Raw genomic sequence first — 17,150 nt, 5'->3', positions numbered from 1 at the left:
GTGCCGGGTCTGACCGTTCTCACGGGGGTTCCCGTCGATCCGGACGCCGCCGAGGCTCAGCGATGGGCCGAGGAAGAACTCGCCGAGCCGATCTACCAGAACGACCCCGGTCTGCTCGAGCGGATCCTCCGGTTCCTCGGCGACCTGCTGGACGGGATCCAGGCGCTGAACGTCAACGCCCCGTCCAGCCTCGTGCCCGTGCTGATCGTCGCGGCGTTCGTCGCGGTCGTCGTCGTGTCGTTGCTCCTCGGGGGTCGCGTGCGCGCGCGCCGAAGAGCTGAGATGCCGGCCTCGCACCAGCTGTTCGAGGACGCCCGGGACAGTGCAGACCTCACGGCCACCGCCGACGCCGCCGCCGCCCGCGGGGATTGGGCCGCCGCCGTGCTGGAACGGTTCCGTGCCCTGGTGCGCTCCCTCGACGAGCGCTCCGTCCTGGACGACCGGCCCGGCATGACCGCCCACGAGGCGGCCGGGATGGCGGCTGCGGCACTGCCGGACCAAGCCAGGGGCATCCGATGGGCCGGTCGACTCTTCGACGACGTGTGCTACGGCCACCTCACGCCCACCCGGGAGGACGACGCCCGGCTGCGGGAGCTGGCCGCGGCAACCTCCCGTGCGCGCCCGGTGACCGGTCCGCGGCGGGTGCGGGACGAGGGTTGGGTGGGGGTGCGATGACCGCCGGTCCGCAGACCGAGACCCCCCGGACGACGACGGAGGACACCCCGGGACCGGCCGCTGCCGGTGAACCGCGCTCCCGCCGTCGTCGCCGCCGGATCATCACCGTCCTCGTCATCGTCGCGTTCCTGGCGCTCGGCACGGCCGCGACCCTGCTGGGTCAGCGCACCTCGAGCCGCCCGCTGGCGCCGGACAACCCCGAGCCCGCGGGAGCGATGGCCACGGCCGAGATCCTGCGCGACCAGGGTGTCGAGATCCACGAGGTGAACACGTACACCGAACTCCTCCACCGCGCCGGACCCGGCACCACGATCTTCCTGCCCGACTTCGACCGTGTCCGGCCCGGGCAGTACCAGGAGCTCGTCTCGACGGGCGCGGACCTGACGATGGTCGGCCAACTCTTCGCCGACCCGAACGTCACGGACGAGCTCCCGGTCGAGCCGGCGCCCGTCACCTCCGGTCAGGCGGTGCCGGCCGCCTGCTCGGACGGGGACGCCGCGGCAGCGTCCCGCATCGAGCTCGGCAGTACCGCGGTCACCGCCACCGGCAGCGGCGTGACCGTGTGCTTCCCTGCCCCGGAGACGGACCGCACCGGCGGCTACGCGGTGTGGCGAGACGGTGGGGCAACGGTGCGGTACCTGGCGTCGCGGCATCTGGTCGAGAACGCCTCCCTGGCCGACCACGGGCACGCCGCACTGACCCTGCGCAGCCTCGGTCATCACGACGAACTGCTGTGGTACCTGCCCACCTCGATCGAGGACACCCAGGGCGCGGCGGACGAGGACGTCCCGCTGCTTCCGCCCGCGGCCACGTGGGTGTTGTGGGCCCTGCTGGCCGCCGCCGTCGTGCTGGGCGTGAGCCGGGCCCGCGGCCTGGGGCCGGTGGTCACCGAACTCATGCCGGTCGTCGTCCGGTCCGCGGAGACCACCCGCGGTCGTGGCCGCCTGTACCGCCGCAGCCGCGCACGCGACCATGCGGCGGCGGCACTGCGTGCCGGCGTGGCGAGTCGCACGGCCCGCAGCCTCGGGCTCCCCCGGTCCGCCACCCGCGAGGCACTCGTCGACGCCATCACCCGCGCCACCGGCCGTGCGCGGGAGGAGGTGGACGCGCTGCTCTACGGCACCGCACCGTCCGACGACGCCGGTCTGCTCACCCTGTCCACCATGCTCGACGACCTGGAGAGAGAGGTCCACCGAACGTGAGCCAGCCCCCGCATCCGCAGCCGTCCGGGCCACCGCCGTCCGGCCCGCAACAGCCCGGCCCCTCACAGCCAGGTGCCCAACAGCCCGGTCCTCCACAGCCAGACCCTCAGCAGCCGGCCCCGGAGGGTCCGGCCGGGGCACAGCCCCCCGGCCCCACGTCGGCACCGGCCGCCGACTCCCCCGCCCGCGCCCGTCTCGGCGCCCTCCGCTCCGAGGTCGGCAAGGCCGTGGTCGGCCAGGACGCGGCGGTCACGGGTCTGGTCATCGGACTCCTCAGCGGTGGCCACGTCCTCCTCGAGGGCGTGCCGGGCGTGGCCAAGACGCTCCTGGTGCGCACCCTCGCGACCGCGCTCGACATGGGAACCAAGCGGGTGCAGTTCACGCCTGACCTCATGCCGGGCGACGTCACCGGATCGCTGATCTACGACGCCCGTACCGCCGAGTTCTCCTTCAAGGAGGGCCCGGTGTTCACCAACCTCATGCTCGCCGACGAGATCAACCGCACCCCGCCGAAGACCCAGGCCGCGCTGCTGGAGGCGATGGAAGAGCGGCAGGTCTCGGTGGACGGGCAGCCGCGCATGCTGCCGGAACCGTTCATGGTGATCGCCACCCAGAACCCGGTCGAGTACGAAGGCACCTACCCGCTGCCGGAAGCCCAGCTCGACCGGTTCCTGCTCAAGCTGCTGCTGCCGCTGCCGGAACGGTCGCAGGAGATCGAGGTGCTCCAGCGGCACTCGCTGGGCTTCGACCCGCGCGACCTCGGCGGCGCCGGCGTCTCGCCGGTGGCCGGCCCCACGGATCTGGCGGCCGCCCGAGAGGAGGTCAGGCGCGTGCAGGTGGGCCCCGAGGTGCTCGGCTACGTGGTCGACATCGTGCGCGCCACACGCACCTCGCCCTCGCTCTCACTCGGGGTCTCGCCGCGCGGGGCGACGGCGGTGCTGGCCACGGCGCGGGCGTGGGCGTGGCTGTCCGGCCGCGGCTATGTCACCCCGGACGACGTCAAGGCGCTGGCCCATCCGACGCTGCGGCACCGGGTCCAGCTCCGCGCCGAGGCCGAACTGGAAGGCGTGACCGCGGAGACCGTGCTCGACGGCGTCCTCGGGTCCGTGCCGGTCCCCCGCTGATGGTGCCGACCACCCGTGCGGCGGTCGTCATGGCCGTCGGTGCCGTCCCTGCAGCACTGTGGCCGCGCGCCTCCACGCTGTGGCTGTGGATCGGTCTGGTCGTGCTGGCATGCGTAGTGGACACCGTGCTGGCGGCGTCGCCGAAGCAAGTCCGGCCGGAGCGCTCGGTGCGGGGATCGGTCCGACTCGGCGAGCCGACGTCGTCGACGCTGACGCTGACGAACACCGGCGCGCGGCGACTGCGTGCCGTGGTCCGGGACGCATGGCCTCCCTCGGCGGGGGCGGAGCACAACCGGCACCGGGTCCGGATCCCGCCTGGCGAGCGGCGGCGCATGCGGACCCCGCTGCGGCCGACGCGCCGGGGCGACCGTCCCGCGGACCTGGTGACCATCCGTTCCGTCGGACCGCTGGGCATGGCCGCACGGCAACGCTCGCTCCCCGCACCGGCCATCCTGCGCGTGCTGCCGCCGTTCCGGTCCCGGCGGCACCTGCCGTCCCGGTTGGCGCGGCTGCGCGAGATCGACGGGCGGGCCGCCGTCCTCATCCGTGGGCAGGGCACCGAGTTCGACTCCCTGCGCGAGTACGTCATCGGCGACGACGTGCGTGCCATCGACTGGCGGGCCTCGGCGCGGCGGGCGGACGTGGTGGTCCGTACGTGGCGGCCGGAGCGCGACCGCCGCGTCCTCGTGGTCCTCGACGTGGCCCGGCTCTCCGCCGCCCGCCTCGGGGACGCCCCGCGGCTCGACGCGCAGATCGAGGCCGCCTTGCTCCTGGCGGCGCTCGCCACCCGCGCCGGTGACCGAGTGGACCTGGTGGCGGTGGACAGCGAGGTGCGCGCACGTGTCACCGGAGAGTCCGGACCGCGCCTGATGAGCGCACTCGCACGGGCTTTGGCCCCGCTCGAGCCGTCGCTGGTCGAGCTGAACACCACGAAGGTGACCCAGGTCGTGCGGGACACACTCTCCCAGCGTGCGCTCGTCGTGCTCGCCTCGGCGCTGGAACCCTCCGCGGTCAGCTCCGGGCTGCTGCAGTCCGCCGCGACCATCGCGCAGGACCACACGGTGGTCCTCGCCTCCGCGTCCGACCCGGAGGTCGAGGAACTGCGCCAGGACCGCTCCACCGCCGACGCCGTGTACGACGCCGCCGCTGCCGAGCGCGGTGCTCTCGAACGCGACGCCATCGCGGTGCGGCTACGCCGCCGCGGCGTCGACGTCGTCCAGGCCGACCCGGACGACCTCGCCCCGGCACTTGCGGACATGTACCTCGAGCTCAAGGCCGCCGGCCGGCTCTAGCCGCCCTCGAGCCGGCCGGCGTCCGAGGTGGCCTCGTCCACCCGACGCAGCCAGCGAAGCACGCCGGCGATGTGCACCAGGCTCCGGGCCGCCGCGAGGTCCGGGTCCCGTGCCCGGATGGCGTCGACGATCTCTTCGTGCTCGGCGAGCGTGCGGGTCACCGCGTCGTCCTCGGTCAGGCCGCGCCAGATGCGGGCCCTCTCGGTGGGCATGGAGACCGAGTCGAGCAGCGTGGTGAGCACGGAATTCCCGGCGCCGGCCGCGATGGCGGAGTGGAAGGCGAGGTCATGGCGGATGTGGTCGGTGACATCAGTCGCCGTCCTCGCCTGCCGGAGAAGGTCACCGAGGGCATCGATCTCCGCCTCGGACATCTCGCGTGCCGCGATGGCCGCAGCCGCCGGTTCCAGGATCTTGCGCACTTCCAGGAACTCGACGACTCGGTTGTCCTGGCGGAACTCCAGAAGGAAGTTCAGGGCCTCGAGCAGTTCGTCGGCGCTCATCCGGGAGACATAGGTGCCGTCCCCCTGTCGGACGTCGAGGATCCGGACGACGCTCAACGCGCGAACCGCCTCGCGCAACGAGTTCCGGGAGACGCCGAGGGCTGCGGCGAGATCGGCCTCGCGCGGCAGCCTGTCACCGGGACGGACCTCGCCCGAGGTGATCATCGCCTTGATCTTGGTGATGGCATCGTCCGTGACGGCCACAGCAGCTCCCGGGGCGAGACTCGGTAACAACCCGCTATACGTCCGATGTTTATATCACGGCACTTGTCGCCCTCGAGGCCCATCACGACCGGACGGGTACACCGTCATTCCGGTTCAATCGTGGCCTCCTTCCTCCTGGCATGCGGCTACCGTGGGGCGCGAAGCGCGCTCACCTGCATTGATGCGTGAGCAAAGGGATGTTTCCTCCCGGTCACCTGTCCCACGCCATGCGAGGTCGCACCCTCCCGGTGTGACATCCCGTGCGGCAGCGTGCTATACATCGATCGTCCTAGACATGGGATGTCTGTTGGTGGGCGAAGTCGCTTCCAGCGACGTCCTGCGGAGGTCGACGTACGAGCATGGCAATGACGGGCACGCTCACCAGTACCCGCGCCGGACCTCTCCGCACGCACCGTGCGGACAGCGCCCGGCCCTCTCACGCCGCCCCTGCCGGGGGCGCCCCATGAAGTCTCGACGGCTCGTGGCGGCCGGCGCCACCGGACTCGTCGTGGCCATGCTCGCGGCCTGCGGCGGTGGCGACGGCGGGAATTCGGCGTCGTCGATGTACACGTGGATCAGCAACGCCAGCGACCGCGCACAGTGGGAGGCGTTCGTCACGGCGGCGCAGCAGGAGGATCCTGAATTCGACCTCCGGCTCGAAGGGCCGAGCTTCGAGGACTACTGGACCACGGTTCACACCCGCATGGGGGCCGCCGACGCTCCCTGCATCCTCACCACTCAGGCGGCCAGGGCCCAGGAGCTCGACGACATCCTCATGCCGCTGGACGACCTCGCGGCCGAGCACGGGCTCGACATCAGCATGTACAACGACGCGATGATCGAGGCGCTCACCGTGGACGGGACGGTGCGGGCCATCCCCTACGACGCCGAGCCGGTGGTCCTCTATTACAACAAGGACCGCTTCGCCGAGGCCGGGCTGGACGAGCCGGGCCTGAACTACACACGCGAGCAGTTCCTCGCCGACGCGCGCGCGCTGACCGGCGAGGGAAGGTACGGGTTCGCGGTGCCGCCGGTCTTCACCGGTGGGCCGGGGATCCCGCTCTCATCGGCGAACGGAAACGTGCCGGTGGCGGACGGCGAGCTCCAGCTGACCGAGCCCGGCTTCGTCGAGGACATGCAGTGGGCGTTCGACCTCGTGGCCGAGCACGGTGTCGCCGCCGCGCCACAGTCCGGCGATCCCACCGATGTCCACCTGCAGGAGTTCACCTCAGGCAACGCAGCCATGATCATCGACGGTCCGTGGTTCTACGAGACGCTCACGTCCGAAACGGACGGTGAGGTCGGCATCGCCGTCGTCCCGTCCAGGTCCGGGGAGCCGCGGGGCAACATCCAGGGCTCCGGTTTCGGCATCTCCCGGTCCTGCGACGATCCCGACACCGCCTTCGCGAACATCATGAAGATCACCACCCCCGAAGTGGTCGGCGAGGTCGGTCGCACCCGAGGGACCGTGCCCTCGGTGGCCCGGTCCGTCGACGCGTGGGCGGAAGGCAAACCCGCCCAGGACGTCGCCGTCGTCGAGGCGCTGCTCGAATCCGGTATCCCGCTCGAGACCACACCCACGTGGAACGAGCTGGAGACCACGTTCACCCGTTACTCCAGCGAGGGCTACCGGGGGCACCGCAGTGCGGAGGAGATTCTCACCATGCTGCAGGAGTCCGTGCGATGAGCGCCGCGACCACCGCACCGGCCGACCGCAGGGCCACGACCTCCCGGCGGAGGCCGCGCAGCGAGGGAGGCCTCGCCCTGCGCTACCTCGCCCCGGGCATGACCGGCTTCGTCGTGTTCATCGTGGTGCCGCTGCTGGCCTCCCTGACCATCAGCTTCTTCGACTGGCCCCTGTTCGGCGTCGGAGACTTCCTCGGCCTCGAGAACTACCGGGAGATGCTCACCGATGACCCGGTGTTCTGGCGCGTCCTCGGTAACACCGTGCTCTTCACCGTGGCCTTCACCGCGCTCAATCTCGTGCTCGCCACAGCCCTGGCGGTCTGGCTCCAGCGGCTCGGCTCCTGGGCGCCGTTCTTCCGGATCCTCTTCTTCGTGCCCGTCGTCGTCCCGATGGTCGCCAACGCCCTGGTCTGGCGTCTCATGCTCGACGACGGCGGCGTTGTCAACTCGGCCCTCGGGCTCGTCGGGATCGACGGCCCGTCGTGGTTGGGCGAGCCGGCGCTCGCGATGGTCTCGCTCGTGGCCATGTCGATCTGGCAGGGCATCGGCTACAACATCGTGGTGCTGAGCGCCGGCCTGAACAACATCAGCCCGATCGTCCTCGAGGCGGCCACGGTCGACGGCGCGATCGGCTGGACGCGGTTCGCGCGCATCGTCTTCCCTCTGCTGTCCCCGGCGATCTTCTTCTGCACGATCATGACGGTCATCGGTGCATTCAAGGTGTTCACCCAGCCGTACATGCTCACCGGCGGTGGCCCGGGCGACGCGACCAACACTTTGGTGCTCTACCTGTACAACCAGGGCTTCTCCTTCCACGATCTCGGCTACGCCTCGGCGCTCGCCTGGGTGCTGTTCGTCTTCGTCATGCTCGTGACGGCCCTGCAGTTCGCGGGCCAGAAAAGGTGGGTGAGCTATGACAGCTGAGTCCGCACCGGCCCGCCGACGAACCGGTCCAGGGCTTGTCAGCCGGGTGGGCATCGTCGTCGTGGGAATCGGCTTCGTCTTCCCGTTCCTGTGGATGTTCGCCACATCTCTCAAGCCGAGCCTCGAGGTGCTCTCCAGCGGCGGCAGCCTCCTCGGATCACGCGTCGAGTGGTCGAACTACTCCGCCGTGTGGACCGCGACGCCGTTCGCGCGGATCCTGCTGAACAGCTTTCTCGTCGCGGCAGGTGGCGCCCTGCTCGCCGTGACCGTCTCGCTGCTGTCGGCGTACGCCTTCGCGCGGCTGCGCTTCCGCTACCGGGACCGGCTTTTCCTGGTCTTCCTCGGCACGCTGGTCCTGCCGCAGGAGATCCTCGTGATCCCGCTGTACATCATGGCCAGCCGCGCCGAGATGGTGAACACCTACGCCGCGCTGATCCTGCCGTTCGCGTTCGGTGCCTTCGGCGCCTTCATGCTGCGCCAGTTCCTCCTGACCCTGCCACGTGACTACGAGGAGGCGGCCCGGATCGACGGCGCCGGGCAGTTGCGCATCCTCCTCCACGTCATCGCGCCACTGCTGCGGGCACCGCTCGCCATCGTCGGTGCGTTCCTCTTCATCGAGTACTGGAACAGCTTCCTCTGGCCGCTCATCATCATCTACGACCAGGAGATGGCCACGTTGCCCCTGGGCCTGCAGATGTTCTCCGGTGAACGGGGCACGGACTGGGGCCCGCTGATGGCCGCCGCCACGCTCGCGGTGATCCCGAGCCTGCTCATCGTCGTCGCCATGCAGAAGCAACTCGCGCACGGCGTCAACCTCGGCGGCTTCGGGGGACGCTGACCTCTGCCGGACCGCGCACCGACCACCACGGACCACGAAAGGGAGCACACATGACCGAGACCGCGCGCTGGGACGACCTCCGACGCCCCACACCCGAGTGGTATCGCAGGTCACCGTTCGGCATCTTCATCCACTGGGGCGCCTACTCGGTCCCCGCCTGGGCAGAGCCGACCGGCGAGCTCGGGACCGTCGACGACGCCCGCGTCTGGTTCACCCACAACGCCTACGCCGAGTGGTACTACAACACGATCCGCATCGACGGCAGCCCCGCGCAGCAGCACCACCGGGAGGTATACGGCGATGCCGACTACGACGACTTCCTCGACCTGTGGCGGGCGGAGCACTTCGACGCCGACGAGCTGATCGGGCTGATCGGCGAGGCCGGCGCGGACTACGTCGTGCCGACGACGAAGCATCACGACGGCATCGCGCTGTGGGACGCCCCGGAGACCGGCACCCGCAACACCGTTCACCGTGGCCCGCGGCGGGACCTCATCGCGGAGATCGCCACCGCGGCCGGCAAGCACGGCCTGCATCTGGGCCTGTATTACTCCGGCGGGCTGGACTGGCACTACCGGCCGATGCCGCCGCACCTGAGCAACGAGAGCGTCCATGACACCGGACGTCCCAAGGATGCCGATTACGCCCGCTACGCCTACCTGCACCTGCGCGACCTCATCGAGCGGTTCGACCCGGACATCCTGTGGAACGACATCGAGTGGCCCGACGCCGGGAAGCACTTCGGCGAGCACGGGCTGGGCGCCCTGTTCGAGGACTTCTACCGGCGCAACCCCGATGGCCTGGTCAACGACAGGTTCGGCCGCGACACCCACCACGACTACGCGACCAGCGAGTACCAGGCCGGCCGTGAGGCCGAGTCCGAGGAGCAGTGGGAGAACAACCGAGGCATCGGGCTGTCCTTCGGCTACAACCAGGTGGAGGGGCCCGAGCACTGTCTGGACGGGCCGGCGATCGCGCGGCACCTGACCGACGTGGTCTCGCGGGGCGGCCATTTCCTGCTCAACGTCGGGCCCAAGGCCGACGGAACGCTCCCGGACAACCAGCGCCGGGCCTTGAGCGAGATGGGCCGCTGGATGGCGGTCGCCAAGCCGGCGCTGGTCGGTGCCGAGCCCTCGGCGGCCGAGGTCCACGCCGACGACGCATGGGTGCGCGCCGTGGACAACGACGACGAGACGATCCTCTTCGTGGACCGCCCGGAGGGCGAGCAGCGCCCGGCCGTGCTCACCGGACTCGGGCAGCTCGGGACGGACGTGGCCGAGGCCTCCTGGGGATCGGTCCGTCCGCGAGAGGCCGGGACCGTCGTCGTCGATCTGCAGCCCGGGCGCCCCGGGCCTGCGCTCCTTCGCCTGCGCCGCCGCCGGTGACGTGGCGGCGGGCCCCGGGTCGAGGAGGACGAGCTGCACCTCCTGCGGCCCGGGGCCGACGCCGGCTACCGCGCGGGCCCGCGCACCACGACGGGCAGCTCCGCGACCTCGCCGTTCACCTCGACGGTGAGCACGCCGCGGCCCGGGTGGACGGCCGTGAGGACGCCGGTGGCCGGGTTGTACCGCAGTGACCCGCCACGGGCCTCCATGACGCTCACGCCGTCGCCGCTGCCGCCGTCGTCGATGGTGACGCGGTGCCCGTCCCAGTCCGCCGAGACCGGCCAGCCGACCGGGACCTCGCGTCCGTCGTCCTGGACGACGGTGGCGGCGACGTCGGCCTGATCGCCGACGCGCATCCGCGACGGCCCCGTCAGGGTGACCTCGTCCACCCGCGGGTTGACCTGGGCACGCAGCCAACCCAGCCGGTCACCCGGCACGTCCGGCAGCCGGCCCACCTCGCCGGCGGCCGGGTCGACGCCGAGCATCGTCCACCCGGTGAAGCCGCCCTCGGCGGGGGTACCGGACGGTCCCTTGCCCGAGTTGCCGTTGACGAGGTAGCTGACGCCGTCCACGGAGGAGCCGTGGAACACGCCGACGTGGCCGGCGATCGAGGCGGCGGACTTGCCGGTCTCGCGCCGGAAGTCGGCCAGGGTGCGCTCGAGCGCCGCGGCCTCCTCGCGGTCGGTGAGCTGGCTGGCGGCGTCGGGCAGCGGGTCCCGTGTGGGGTGGTGGGCGAACACCAGGACACCGGTCACGGCCGGGTCCTGCGCGGCGGAGGCGAGCTGGTCCTCCAGCATCCGCAGCTGGTCCGTGCCACCGCCGTTCAGCGTGCCGGTCGAGGAGTCCAGCGTGACGATGCGGGTGCCCTGCACGGTCAACGCCTGCTGCGGGTCACCGAACTCGTCGATGAAGTTCTCGATCTCGCCACCCATGATCTCGTGGTTGCCCGGGACATAGACCCAAGGGACCGCATCGCCGACCTCTTCGGTCAGCACGCGACGGGCCAGATCGAAGTCCGCCGGGGTGGCTTCGTCGACGAGGTCGCCGTTGATGACCAGCAGGTCGGGATCGGCTGCCACGATCTCCTGCAGCGTGCGCCTTGCGGCCTGGACGAGGTCGCTGTCGGGGTTGCGGGCGACGAACTGGGCGTCCGACATGACCGCGATGTGCAACGGCCGGTCGTCGACGGTGCCGTCGGTGACGATCACCGGGTCGTGGACCGGCTCGTTCTGCGGCGGGTCCACCTCGGCCGAGACGACGGCGGAGATCGGTCCGAGCGTCACCTCGCCCTGGTACTGGGCGTCCGGCCGGGTCTCCATCATCCGCACCCGCTCCAGCGTGAGCGGGTAGGACGTCCCGGACGGCACCTCGAAGCTGATCTGCTGCCAGCCCTCCCAGGTGACCATGGGGCCGTCGAGGTTGGTGACCGTGCCCTCGCCGGTGCGGACCTGGAGCCGCGGCCACTCGCCGTCGCCGGAGCCGCGCATCCACATGGTCACCGCGCGCGGCTGACCGGGCAGTTCCACCGGCTCGGGAGCGACGGCGTAACCGCCCCGGGTGGCGGTGGACTGCGTGAAGTCGTAGCTGACATCCAGCCCGCTGGTGCCGGGTTCCGGACCGGTCGCCGGGGCGACCTCGCCGCTGGCCCGCGCGCTGTCGAACGTCCAGTCGGCCGCGTCGGAGAAGTCGACGACCTCCTCGGCGCGCATGCCGGCGGTGAGCGCCACCTCGGCGGTGTGGCCGGCGACGCTCAGGCGCAGGGTGCCGGCGGCGTCGTCGCTGTGGGCCGTGACGGTCAGGGTCTCGATGCCGCTGCGCTCGACGGTGAAGCCGTCCGGTGCCTCGACCTGGATGTCCGTGACCTCGATCGGGGCGCGGGTGCCGTCGGCGTCCGCACCGGTGACGGTGATCTCGCCGGAGTCGCCGGCCTCGGCCAGGGCGAGGATGTCCCGGGAGGCACGCACGTGATCGAGCTCGCCGATGACCTCCAGCTCGGTCGCGGCGCTCTCCTCGCCTGCGGTGAAGCTGACCTCGGCCGTGCCACGCTGCGTCCCGGTCACGGCTGCGCGGCCGCTGCCGTCCGGTGAAAGGCTGACCGCGGAGGAATCGGTGGAGAAGGTGCCCTCAGCCTCGACGGGTGCGAGATTCGCGTCCAGCGCCGTGCCCTCGAGCGTGCGGCGCAGACCGGGGAGGACACGCTCGGCGTGGGGCTGCTCGCTCACCGTGTCGACCATCGCGTCGGCGACGGTTCCCGACTCCGCGGTGGAGCGGAACACGAGCGCGTTGGGCACGGGCCGTTCCTCGCCGTCGGACGGGGTGTTCATCACCTGCGGGGCCGCGGCCCCGGCGGTGCGGGCGACCATGGTGGTTGAGCCCCCGCCGTCGAGGTTGACGGCGTCGGTAGCGCCCATGTCGAGGAGAAGCTGGGCGACCTCGGGCAGGGACATCCCGCGGCCGACGTGCGCCCGGCCGTCGAGAGCGAGGACGAACAACTCCGACCCGTCCGGTCCGACGCCGACGGCGGTGCGGGGGTGGACCGCCGGGTCGTCCGCGACCACGACGCCGTCCGCGAGGAGCACGTCGCTGCCGGTGACGGCGGCGTCGGCGGGCAGGGACGGGACGATGTCGAGGGTGACCTCCGCGCCGGCCGTGACCTGCTCGAGGACCTCGGCACCGCCGCCGCGGCCGAGCAGCAGCCGGTCGTCGTCGGTCAGGTCGATTTCCTCGAGCTGAGGGCCGGTGAGGTCGCCGAGCACCTCGGTGACCGTGTCGTCGCCGGAGAGCCGGACGGCGGCGAGGTCCTGCGCGATCGCGTCCGGGCCACCGACCGGCCGGGTGAGCGAGTGATCACCCCATCCAGCGGTGTAGACGCCGATGCCGCCGGCCGGAAGGTGCGGGGTGTTGACGCCGGCGAGGTCGTGGTCGACGCCGTCGACGCTGACGCTCGCCTCGGTGCTCAGCTCGCCCACGGTGGCGATCCCCTCGGAGACCGCGAGCGCCGGGTACGGCGTCGCGGTGCCGTTCAGCAGGCCGTCATGGCCGACGGCCGTGCCACGCGCCGCGTTCGAATAGTTGATGTCGAAGAAGTCACCGTTGACGCCGGCCACCGCACCCGAGCGCGCGAGGTGCTCGGATACGGGCACCGGGTCGGTCACCGTGCCGGAGTTCACGACGTCGAGCTCGAGGGTGTCGACCGTGAGGTCCGCGGTGAGCACGGACCCGGCGGTCCAGCCCTCCTCCTCCAGGCGTGTGAAGCGGGTGACGTCCAGCCCCGGCGCAACACGATCGGTCTCCGCGGTGGCGAAGACACCGTCGCCGACGAGGTCCATACCGGCGGTCGGTGAGGTACCGCGCGGGTCCGTGGCGTCCGCCGCTGCCGCGGGCGCCAGGAGTGGCAGCGCCAGCAGGGCGGGAGTCAGGGCGGTGAGCAGGCGGGCGGACGGACGACAGGCCCGTTCGGACCGGGAGGGGAACACGATGCTGCAGCTCCAAAGGGTCGGGGACGCCCTCACCTTGGCCTGCCCTGGTGACGCGGCGGTGAGGTGCCGGTGAACTCCGGATGCCTCCGGTCGCGTACCGGCCCGCACATGCCCGAAAAGGCCGTGCCCGACGTCGGTGGCTCGCCATACCGTGTGCCGGTGCCGATCCAGTCCCCACCGACCGAGGACCCGCCTGCCGTGAAGCCGGCCGGTCCTCCCACGGCCGAAGGCCCGCCGCCGGACCCGCGCCGTCGGCTCGACTGGCGGCGGCTCGGTGGCGCCGGAGCGGCGTTCGCCCTCGTCGCGTTGGTGATCGGCGCGACCGGCCAGGCTGTCGGCACGGTCGCCGCCGGCCGGCTGGCCGAGCAGGCCACCGTCGCCGGGCTCCTCGTCCTCGCCGCCTGCGTGGTCGGCGGGGCCCTGATCGACGGCGTCGGCCAGGTGGTCTGGGCAGCGGTCGTCGACCGCGCGGAGGGCCGGCTGCGCACCGACCTGCTCACCGCGGCGCTCAGTCAGCCGGTCTCGACCCTGACCGAGCAGGCCGTGGGCGAACTGCTGGACCGGGTCGACGACGACTCGCACGCCGTGGGCACCCTCGTCCGGCGACAGCTGTGGTCGGCCGGCCGCACCGTCGCCGGGGTGCTGCCGATGTGGGTGGTCGCCGGCCTGACGTGGTGGCCGGCGTGGCTGGCGTTCCCCGTCGTCGGCGTCCTCGTGTGGTGGCTCGTGCGCCGGTTGCTCGGCGAGATCGCCCGCCGCAAGGTCATCGAGGAGGTGGCCTGGACCGACCATGCCGCGGCATTCGAGGAGGCCGTGGCCGCCCGCAACGACCTGCGCACCGCGCTCGGGCAGGCATTCGCGATACGCCGGCTCGCGCAGCTCTCCGCCGTCGTGCACCGCAAGCTGCGCGACGTGACCCGGCTGGAGGCCTCGCTCATCGTCCGTGCCGAGGTGGTGCTCAGCGCACTGCTGGCCGGGGTCGCCGTGGCCGGCGTGGCGCTGGCGACCGCCGGCGACCTCTCCGTCGCCCGGCTGGTCACGCTCTTCCTCGTCACCGCGATGATGGTCGGGTCGGTGGCGAACATGGTCCACCACCTCCCGGACATCCAGGAGGGACTCGGCGCGATCACCCGCCTCCGGCAGCTGCTGGCCGTGCCGCCGGAGCCCGCGGGCGGCCAGGAGGTCCCGTCCGGACCCGTCGGGCTCACGGTGCAGAACCTGACGTTCGCCTACGACGAGGGCACCTTCGCCCTGCACGATGTCTCGCTCGAGGTACCGCCCGGCCGGACGGTCGCGCTCGTGGGGCGCACCGGGTCCGGCAAATCCACGCTCGCGGCGCTGATCTCCCGAGCGGTGGAGCCGTCACCGGGGTCGATCTTCCTGGGCTCGGCGGACGTGTGCGATCTCGACCTGGACAAGCTGCGCGCCGCCGTCGGCGTGGTCACCCAGCGCACCGAGATCCTCGCGGGCACGCTCGCGGAGAACATCGCGCTGTTCGCGCCGGTGGACCGCTCGGACGTGCAGGCGGCGGTCTCCGAGCTGGGCCTGGACCGCTGGGTGGCCGGCCTGCCGGACGGACTGGACACCCAGCTCGGCCCCGGGGGCGTCTCCCTGTCGGCCGGCGAGGAGCAGCTCGTGGCGTTCGCGCGGCTGCTCGTGCGGGACGTCCAGGTGGTGGTCCTCGACGAGGCGACGGCGCGGATGGATCCGCTGACCGAGTCGCGGGTGGTCGCAGCCGCCGACCGACTGCTGCGGGGCCGGACCGGCGTCCTCGTCGCGCACAGGCTCTCGACGATCGAGCGTGCCGACCTGGTCGCGGTGCTCGATCGTGGCCGGGTGACCCAGTACGGGCCGCGCACTCGGCTGGCGCAGCAGGAGGGGCCGTTCCGCACCCTGCTCGAGGCCGGCGCGTCGACCGCCGGACTGGTCGACGGCCCCGCACGCCCGGCGTCCGCCGAGGCCGTAGACCCGCACGCGGACGCGGACGCGGATGCTCGGCCGGGGCATCGTGCCCCGACCGAGCACCCCGCCACGGGCCCCGCCGAGACGGTCGGCGGCCGGCGGCGCCGGGGCACACCACCGGATCTGCCCGACCCCGGCGACGGTCCCAGCCTGGCGCGCAGCGTGCTGCACGCCCTGCTGGTCCGCCCCGGTTGGGGCCTGTGGGGCGGGGTCCTGTTCCTCGTCTCCAGTCTCGTCGCCGGCCAGGGAGCGCTGACCGGGTTCCTGTGGGGCCAGGTGGTCGAGCCGCTGCAGGCGGGCGAGGACGCGCCGACGCTGCTGCTCTATCTGCTGGCCGCGCTGCTCATGCTCTCGCCGCTGAGCCTGGCGTGGGCGATCTACGCCTACCCGCGGTGGTGGATCGAGATCCTGCTGCGCGTGCGGATGCGGGTGATGCACGGGCAGACCCGGCGCTACCGGCTGCCGCCGACCCCGCCGGGCGAGGTCGTCGCCCGGGCGATGGACGCCGACCGGTTCGTCCGTTACGCGGACCGCTGGGTGGACTTCGGCAACGGCCTGGTCATCGCAGCGGTCACCGCCCTCATCGCCCGCTCATGGCTGGCCGGAGCGGTGCTGCTCGCCGTCATGGTGGTCTCCACCGCGGCCTCGGCGCTCGGGCGTCCGGTGGCCGGCCGCTCGGCCACGGCCTCCTCGGCCGCGCGGGCGAGGTTCGGGCGTGCCCTGGTCTCGGCGTTGGACGCAGCTCGGACGGTCAAGCTCGCGGCGCGCACGCGCGACGTGCACCGCCACCTGCGCGAGGTGGACTCGGGCCGGGTGCGGGCCGCGATCTTCGAGCACCGGGTGCAGGCGGTGCTGGACTCGGTCCCGATCGTCGTGCTGCATCTGGGCGTCGTCGCCGCCTGGGCGCTGCTGCTGAACGGCACGTGGACGCTCGCGACCACGCTGCTGGTGGCCAACGCCGTCACGGGCTTCGGCTGGTTCGGCATCGTCGCCGGCGCGGTGGTGACCGAGGCGCCGGGGACCCGGGCGTGGCAGGTGGCCACCGCCCGGTTCGCCGGTGGGGTCGACCTGGTCCAACCGCTGCCGGGCGTGGACCTCGTCGCCGGCCGGGCGCCGGCGGCGGAGCCCGCGCCACGCGAGCCGCTGCAGGAGCTGGAGTTGGCGGACCTCACCGCCGTCCACGACGACGGCACCATCGGGGTCGCCTCGGTGGACCTGTGCGTACGGCGCGGCGAGCTCGTGCTCCTGCTGGGGCAGGTGGGGTCCGGCAAGTCCAGTCTGCTCTCGGCGCTGGCGGGCCTGGTCGAGCACACCGGCTCGGTGCGGTGGAACGGCACCGAGGTCACCGACGCCCAGGCGTTCCTCCGGCCCGGCCAGGTGGCGCATGTCGCGCAGGTCCCGCGGGTGCTGTCCGGGACGTTCGCGGACAACCTCCGCCTCGACCACGCCCGGGATGTGGCCGAGCCGATCGGCGCGGCCCGCCTGGGGCAGGACGTCACCGACGCCGGTGGTCCCGAGGCGCTGGTGGGTCACCGTGGGGTGCGGCTCTCCGGCGGCCAGGTGCAGCGGCTGGCGCTGGCGCGTGCGTTGGCCACCGAGGCGGAGCTGCTGCTCGCGGACGACGTCTCGAGCGCGTTGGACGCCACCACGGAGATCGAGTTGTGGGAGTCCCTGCGCGAGCGGGGCACGACGGTGATCGGTGCCTCCTCCAAGCGCGCGGCCCTGGCACGTGCGGACCGGGTGGTGGTCCTGGACGACGGTGCGGTCGCCGACGTCGGACCGTGGCAGGAGCTCGCTGCTCGGTGGGGCCGGCTCGCCGGCTGAGCCGTTCCGCCACGGCCCGGCCGGCGGACGTCGCCGCCGGCGTCGGCCTACCCTG

At 72.4% G+C, this 17,150-nt stretch carries 11 protein-coding genes; 9 read left to right on the top strand and 2 right to left on the bottom strand.

Annotated elements, in window-relative coordinates; genetic code table 11:
- Genes ACFSE6_RS02850 through ACFSE6_RS02835 form a run of 4 tightly spaced genes read left to right on the top strand, consistent with a single transcriptional unit; the run spans position 1 to position 4,293 of the window.
- Entirely contained in the window at positions 1–675 is a 675-nt protein-coding gene (locus ACFSE6_RS02850) for a DUF4129 domain-containing protein (protein ID WP_388002183.1), read from the top strand.
- Entirely contained in the window at positions 672–1,877 is a 1,206-nt protein-coding gene (locus tag ACFSE6_RS02845; protein WP_388002182.1) for a DUF4350 domain-containing protein, read from the top strand. Before ACFSE6_RS02850 ends, ACFSE6_RS02845 begins: the two co-directional genes overlap by 4 nt.
- Entirely contained in the window at positions 1,874–3,001 is a 1,128-nt protein-coding gene (locus tag ACFSE6_RS02840) for an AAA family ATPase (protein ID WP_388002181.1), read from the top strand. The genes ACFSE6_RS02845 and ACFSE6_RS02840 overlap by 4 nt, the downstream gene beginning before the upstream one ends.
- On the top strand, positions 3,001–4,293 hold the full coding sequence (locus ACFSE6_RS02835) for a DUF58 domain-containing protein (protein WP_388002180.1): 1,293 nt from the start codon (positions 3,001–3,003) through the stop codon (positions 4,291–4,293). The genes ACFSE6_RS02840 and ACFSE6_RS02835 overlap by 1 nt, the downstream gene beginning before the upstream one ends.
- Here ACFSE6_RS02835 and ACFSE6_RS02830 read toward each other — a convergent pair.
- On the bottom strand, positions 4,290–4,997 hold the full coding sequence (locus tag ACFSE6_RS02830) for a FadR/GntR family transcriptional regulator (RefSeq protein ID WP_388002179.1): 708 nt from the start codon (positions 4,995–4,997) through the stop codon (positions 4,290–4,292). The genes ACFSE6_RS02835 and ACFSE6_RS02830 overlap by 4 nt on opposite strands.
- A 463-nt stretch (positions 4,998–5,460) precedes the next feature.
- On the opposite strand from ACFSE6_RS02830, the gene ACFSE6_RS02825 reads away from it, so the two are divergent.
- From ACFSE6_RS02825 to ACFSE6_RS02810, 4 genes are read left to right on the top strand one after another with little or no spacing between them, the layout of a single operon-like run.
- On the top strand, positions 5,461–6,684 hold the full coding sequence (locus tag ACFSE6_RS02825) for an ABC transporter substrate-binding protein (RefSeq protein WP_388002178.1): 1,224 nt from the start codon (positions 5,461–5,463) through the stop codon (positions 6,682–6,684).
- On the top strand, positions 6,681–7,607 hold the full coding sequence (locus ACFSE6_RS02820; RefSeq protein ID WP_388002177.1) for a carbohydrate ABC transporter permease: 927 nt from the start codon (positions 6,681–6,683) through the stop codon (positions 7,605–7,607). Before ACFSE6_RS02825 ends, ACFSE6_RS02820 begins: the two co-directional genes overlap by 4 nt.
- Positions 7,597–8,445: a carbohydrate ABC transporter permease gene (locus ACFSE6_RS02815; RefSeq protein ID WP_388002176.1), complete on the top strand. Its 849-nt coding sequence runs from the start codon at positions 7,597–7,599 to the stop codon at positions 8,443–8,445. Before ACFSE6_RS02820 ends, ACFSE6_RS02815 begins: the two co-directional genes overlap by 11 nt.
- 50 nt (positions 8,446–8,495) lie before the next feature.
- Positions 8,496–9,830, top strand: coding sequence for an alpha-L-fucosidase (locus ACFSE6_RS02810; RefSeq protein WP_388002175.1), 1,335 nt, complete (start codon positions 8,496–8,498; stop codon positions 9,828–9,830).
- Between the two features lie 65 nt (positions 9,831–9,895).
- Here ACFSE6_RS02810 and ACFSE6_RS02805 read toward each other — a convergent pair whose 3' ends face one another.
- Entirely contained in the window at positions 9,896–13,306 is a 3,411-nt protein-coding gene (locus ACFSE6_RS02805) for a phosphodiester glycosidase family protein (RefSeq protein WP_388002174.1), read from the bottom strand.
- A 168-nt stretch (positions 13,307–13,474) separates the two neighbouring features.
- On the opposite strand from ACFSE6_RS02805, the gene ACFSE6_RS02800 reads away from it, so the two are divergent.
- Positions 13,475–17,095 (top strand): ATP-binding cassette domain-containing protein, encoded by a 3,621-nt coding sequence (locus tag ACFSE6_RS02800; protein ID WP_388002358.1) that lies wholly within the window; start codon positions 13,475–13,477, stop codon positions 17,093–17,095.
- Positions 17,096–17,150: the final 55 nt, after the last annotated feature.

The organism is Georgenia deserti, assembly GCF_042680605.1.
GTDB classification, from domain to species: domain Bacteria; phylum Actinomycetota; class Actinomycetes; order Actinomycetales; family Actinomycetaceae; genus Allobogoriella; species Allobogoriella deserti.
The sequence above is the reverse complement of the archived record's forward strand: the minus strand, read 5'-3'. Positions and strand labels throughout refer to the sequence as shown.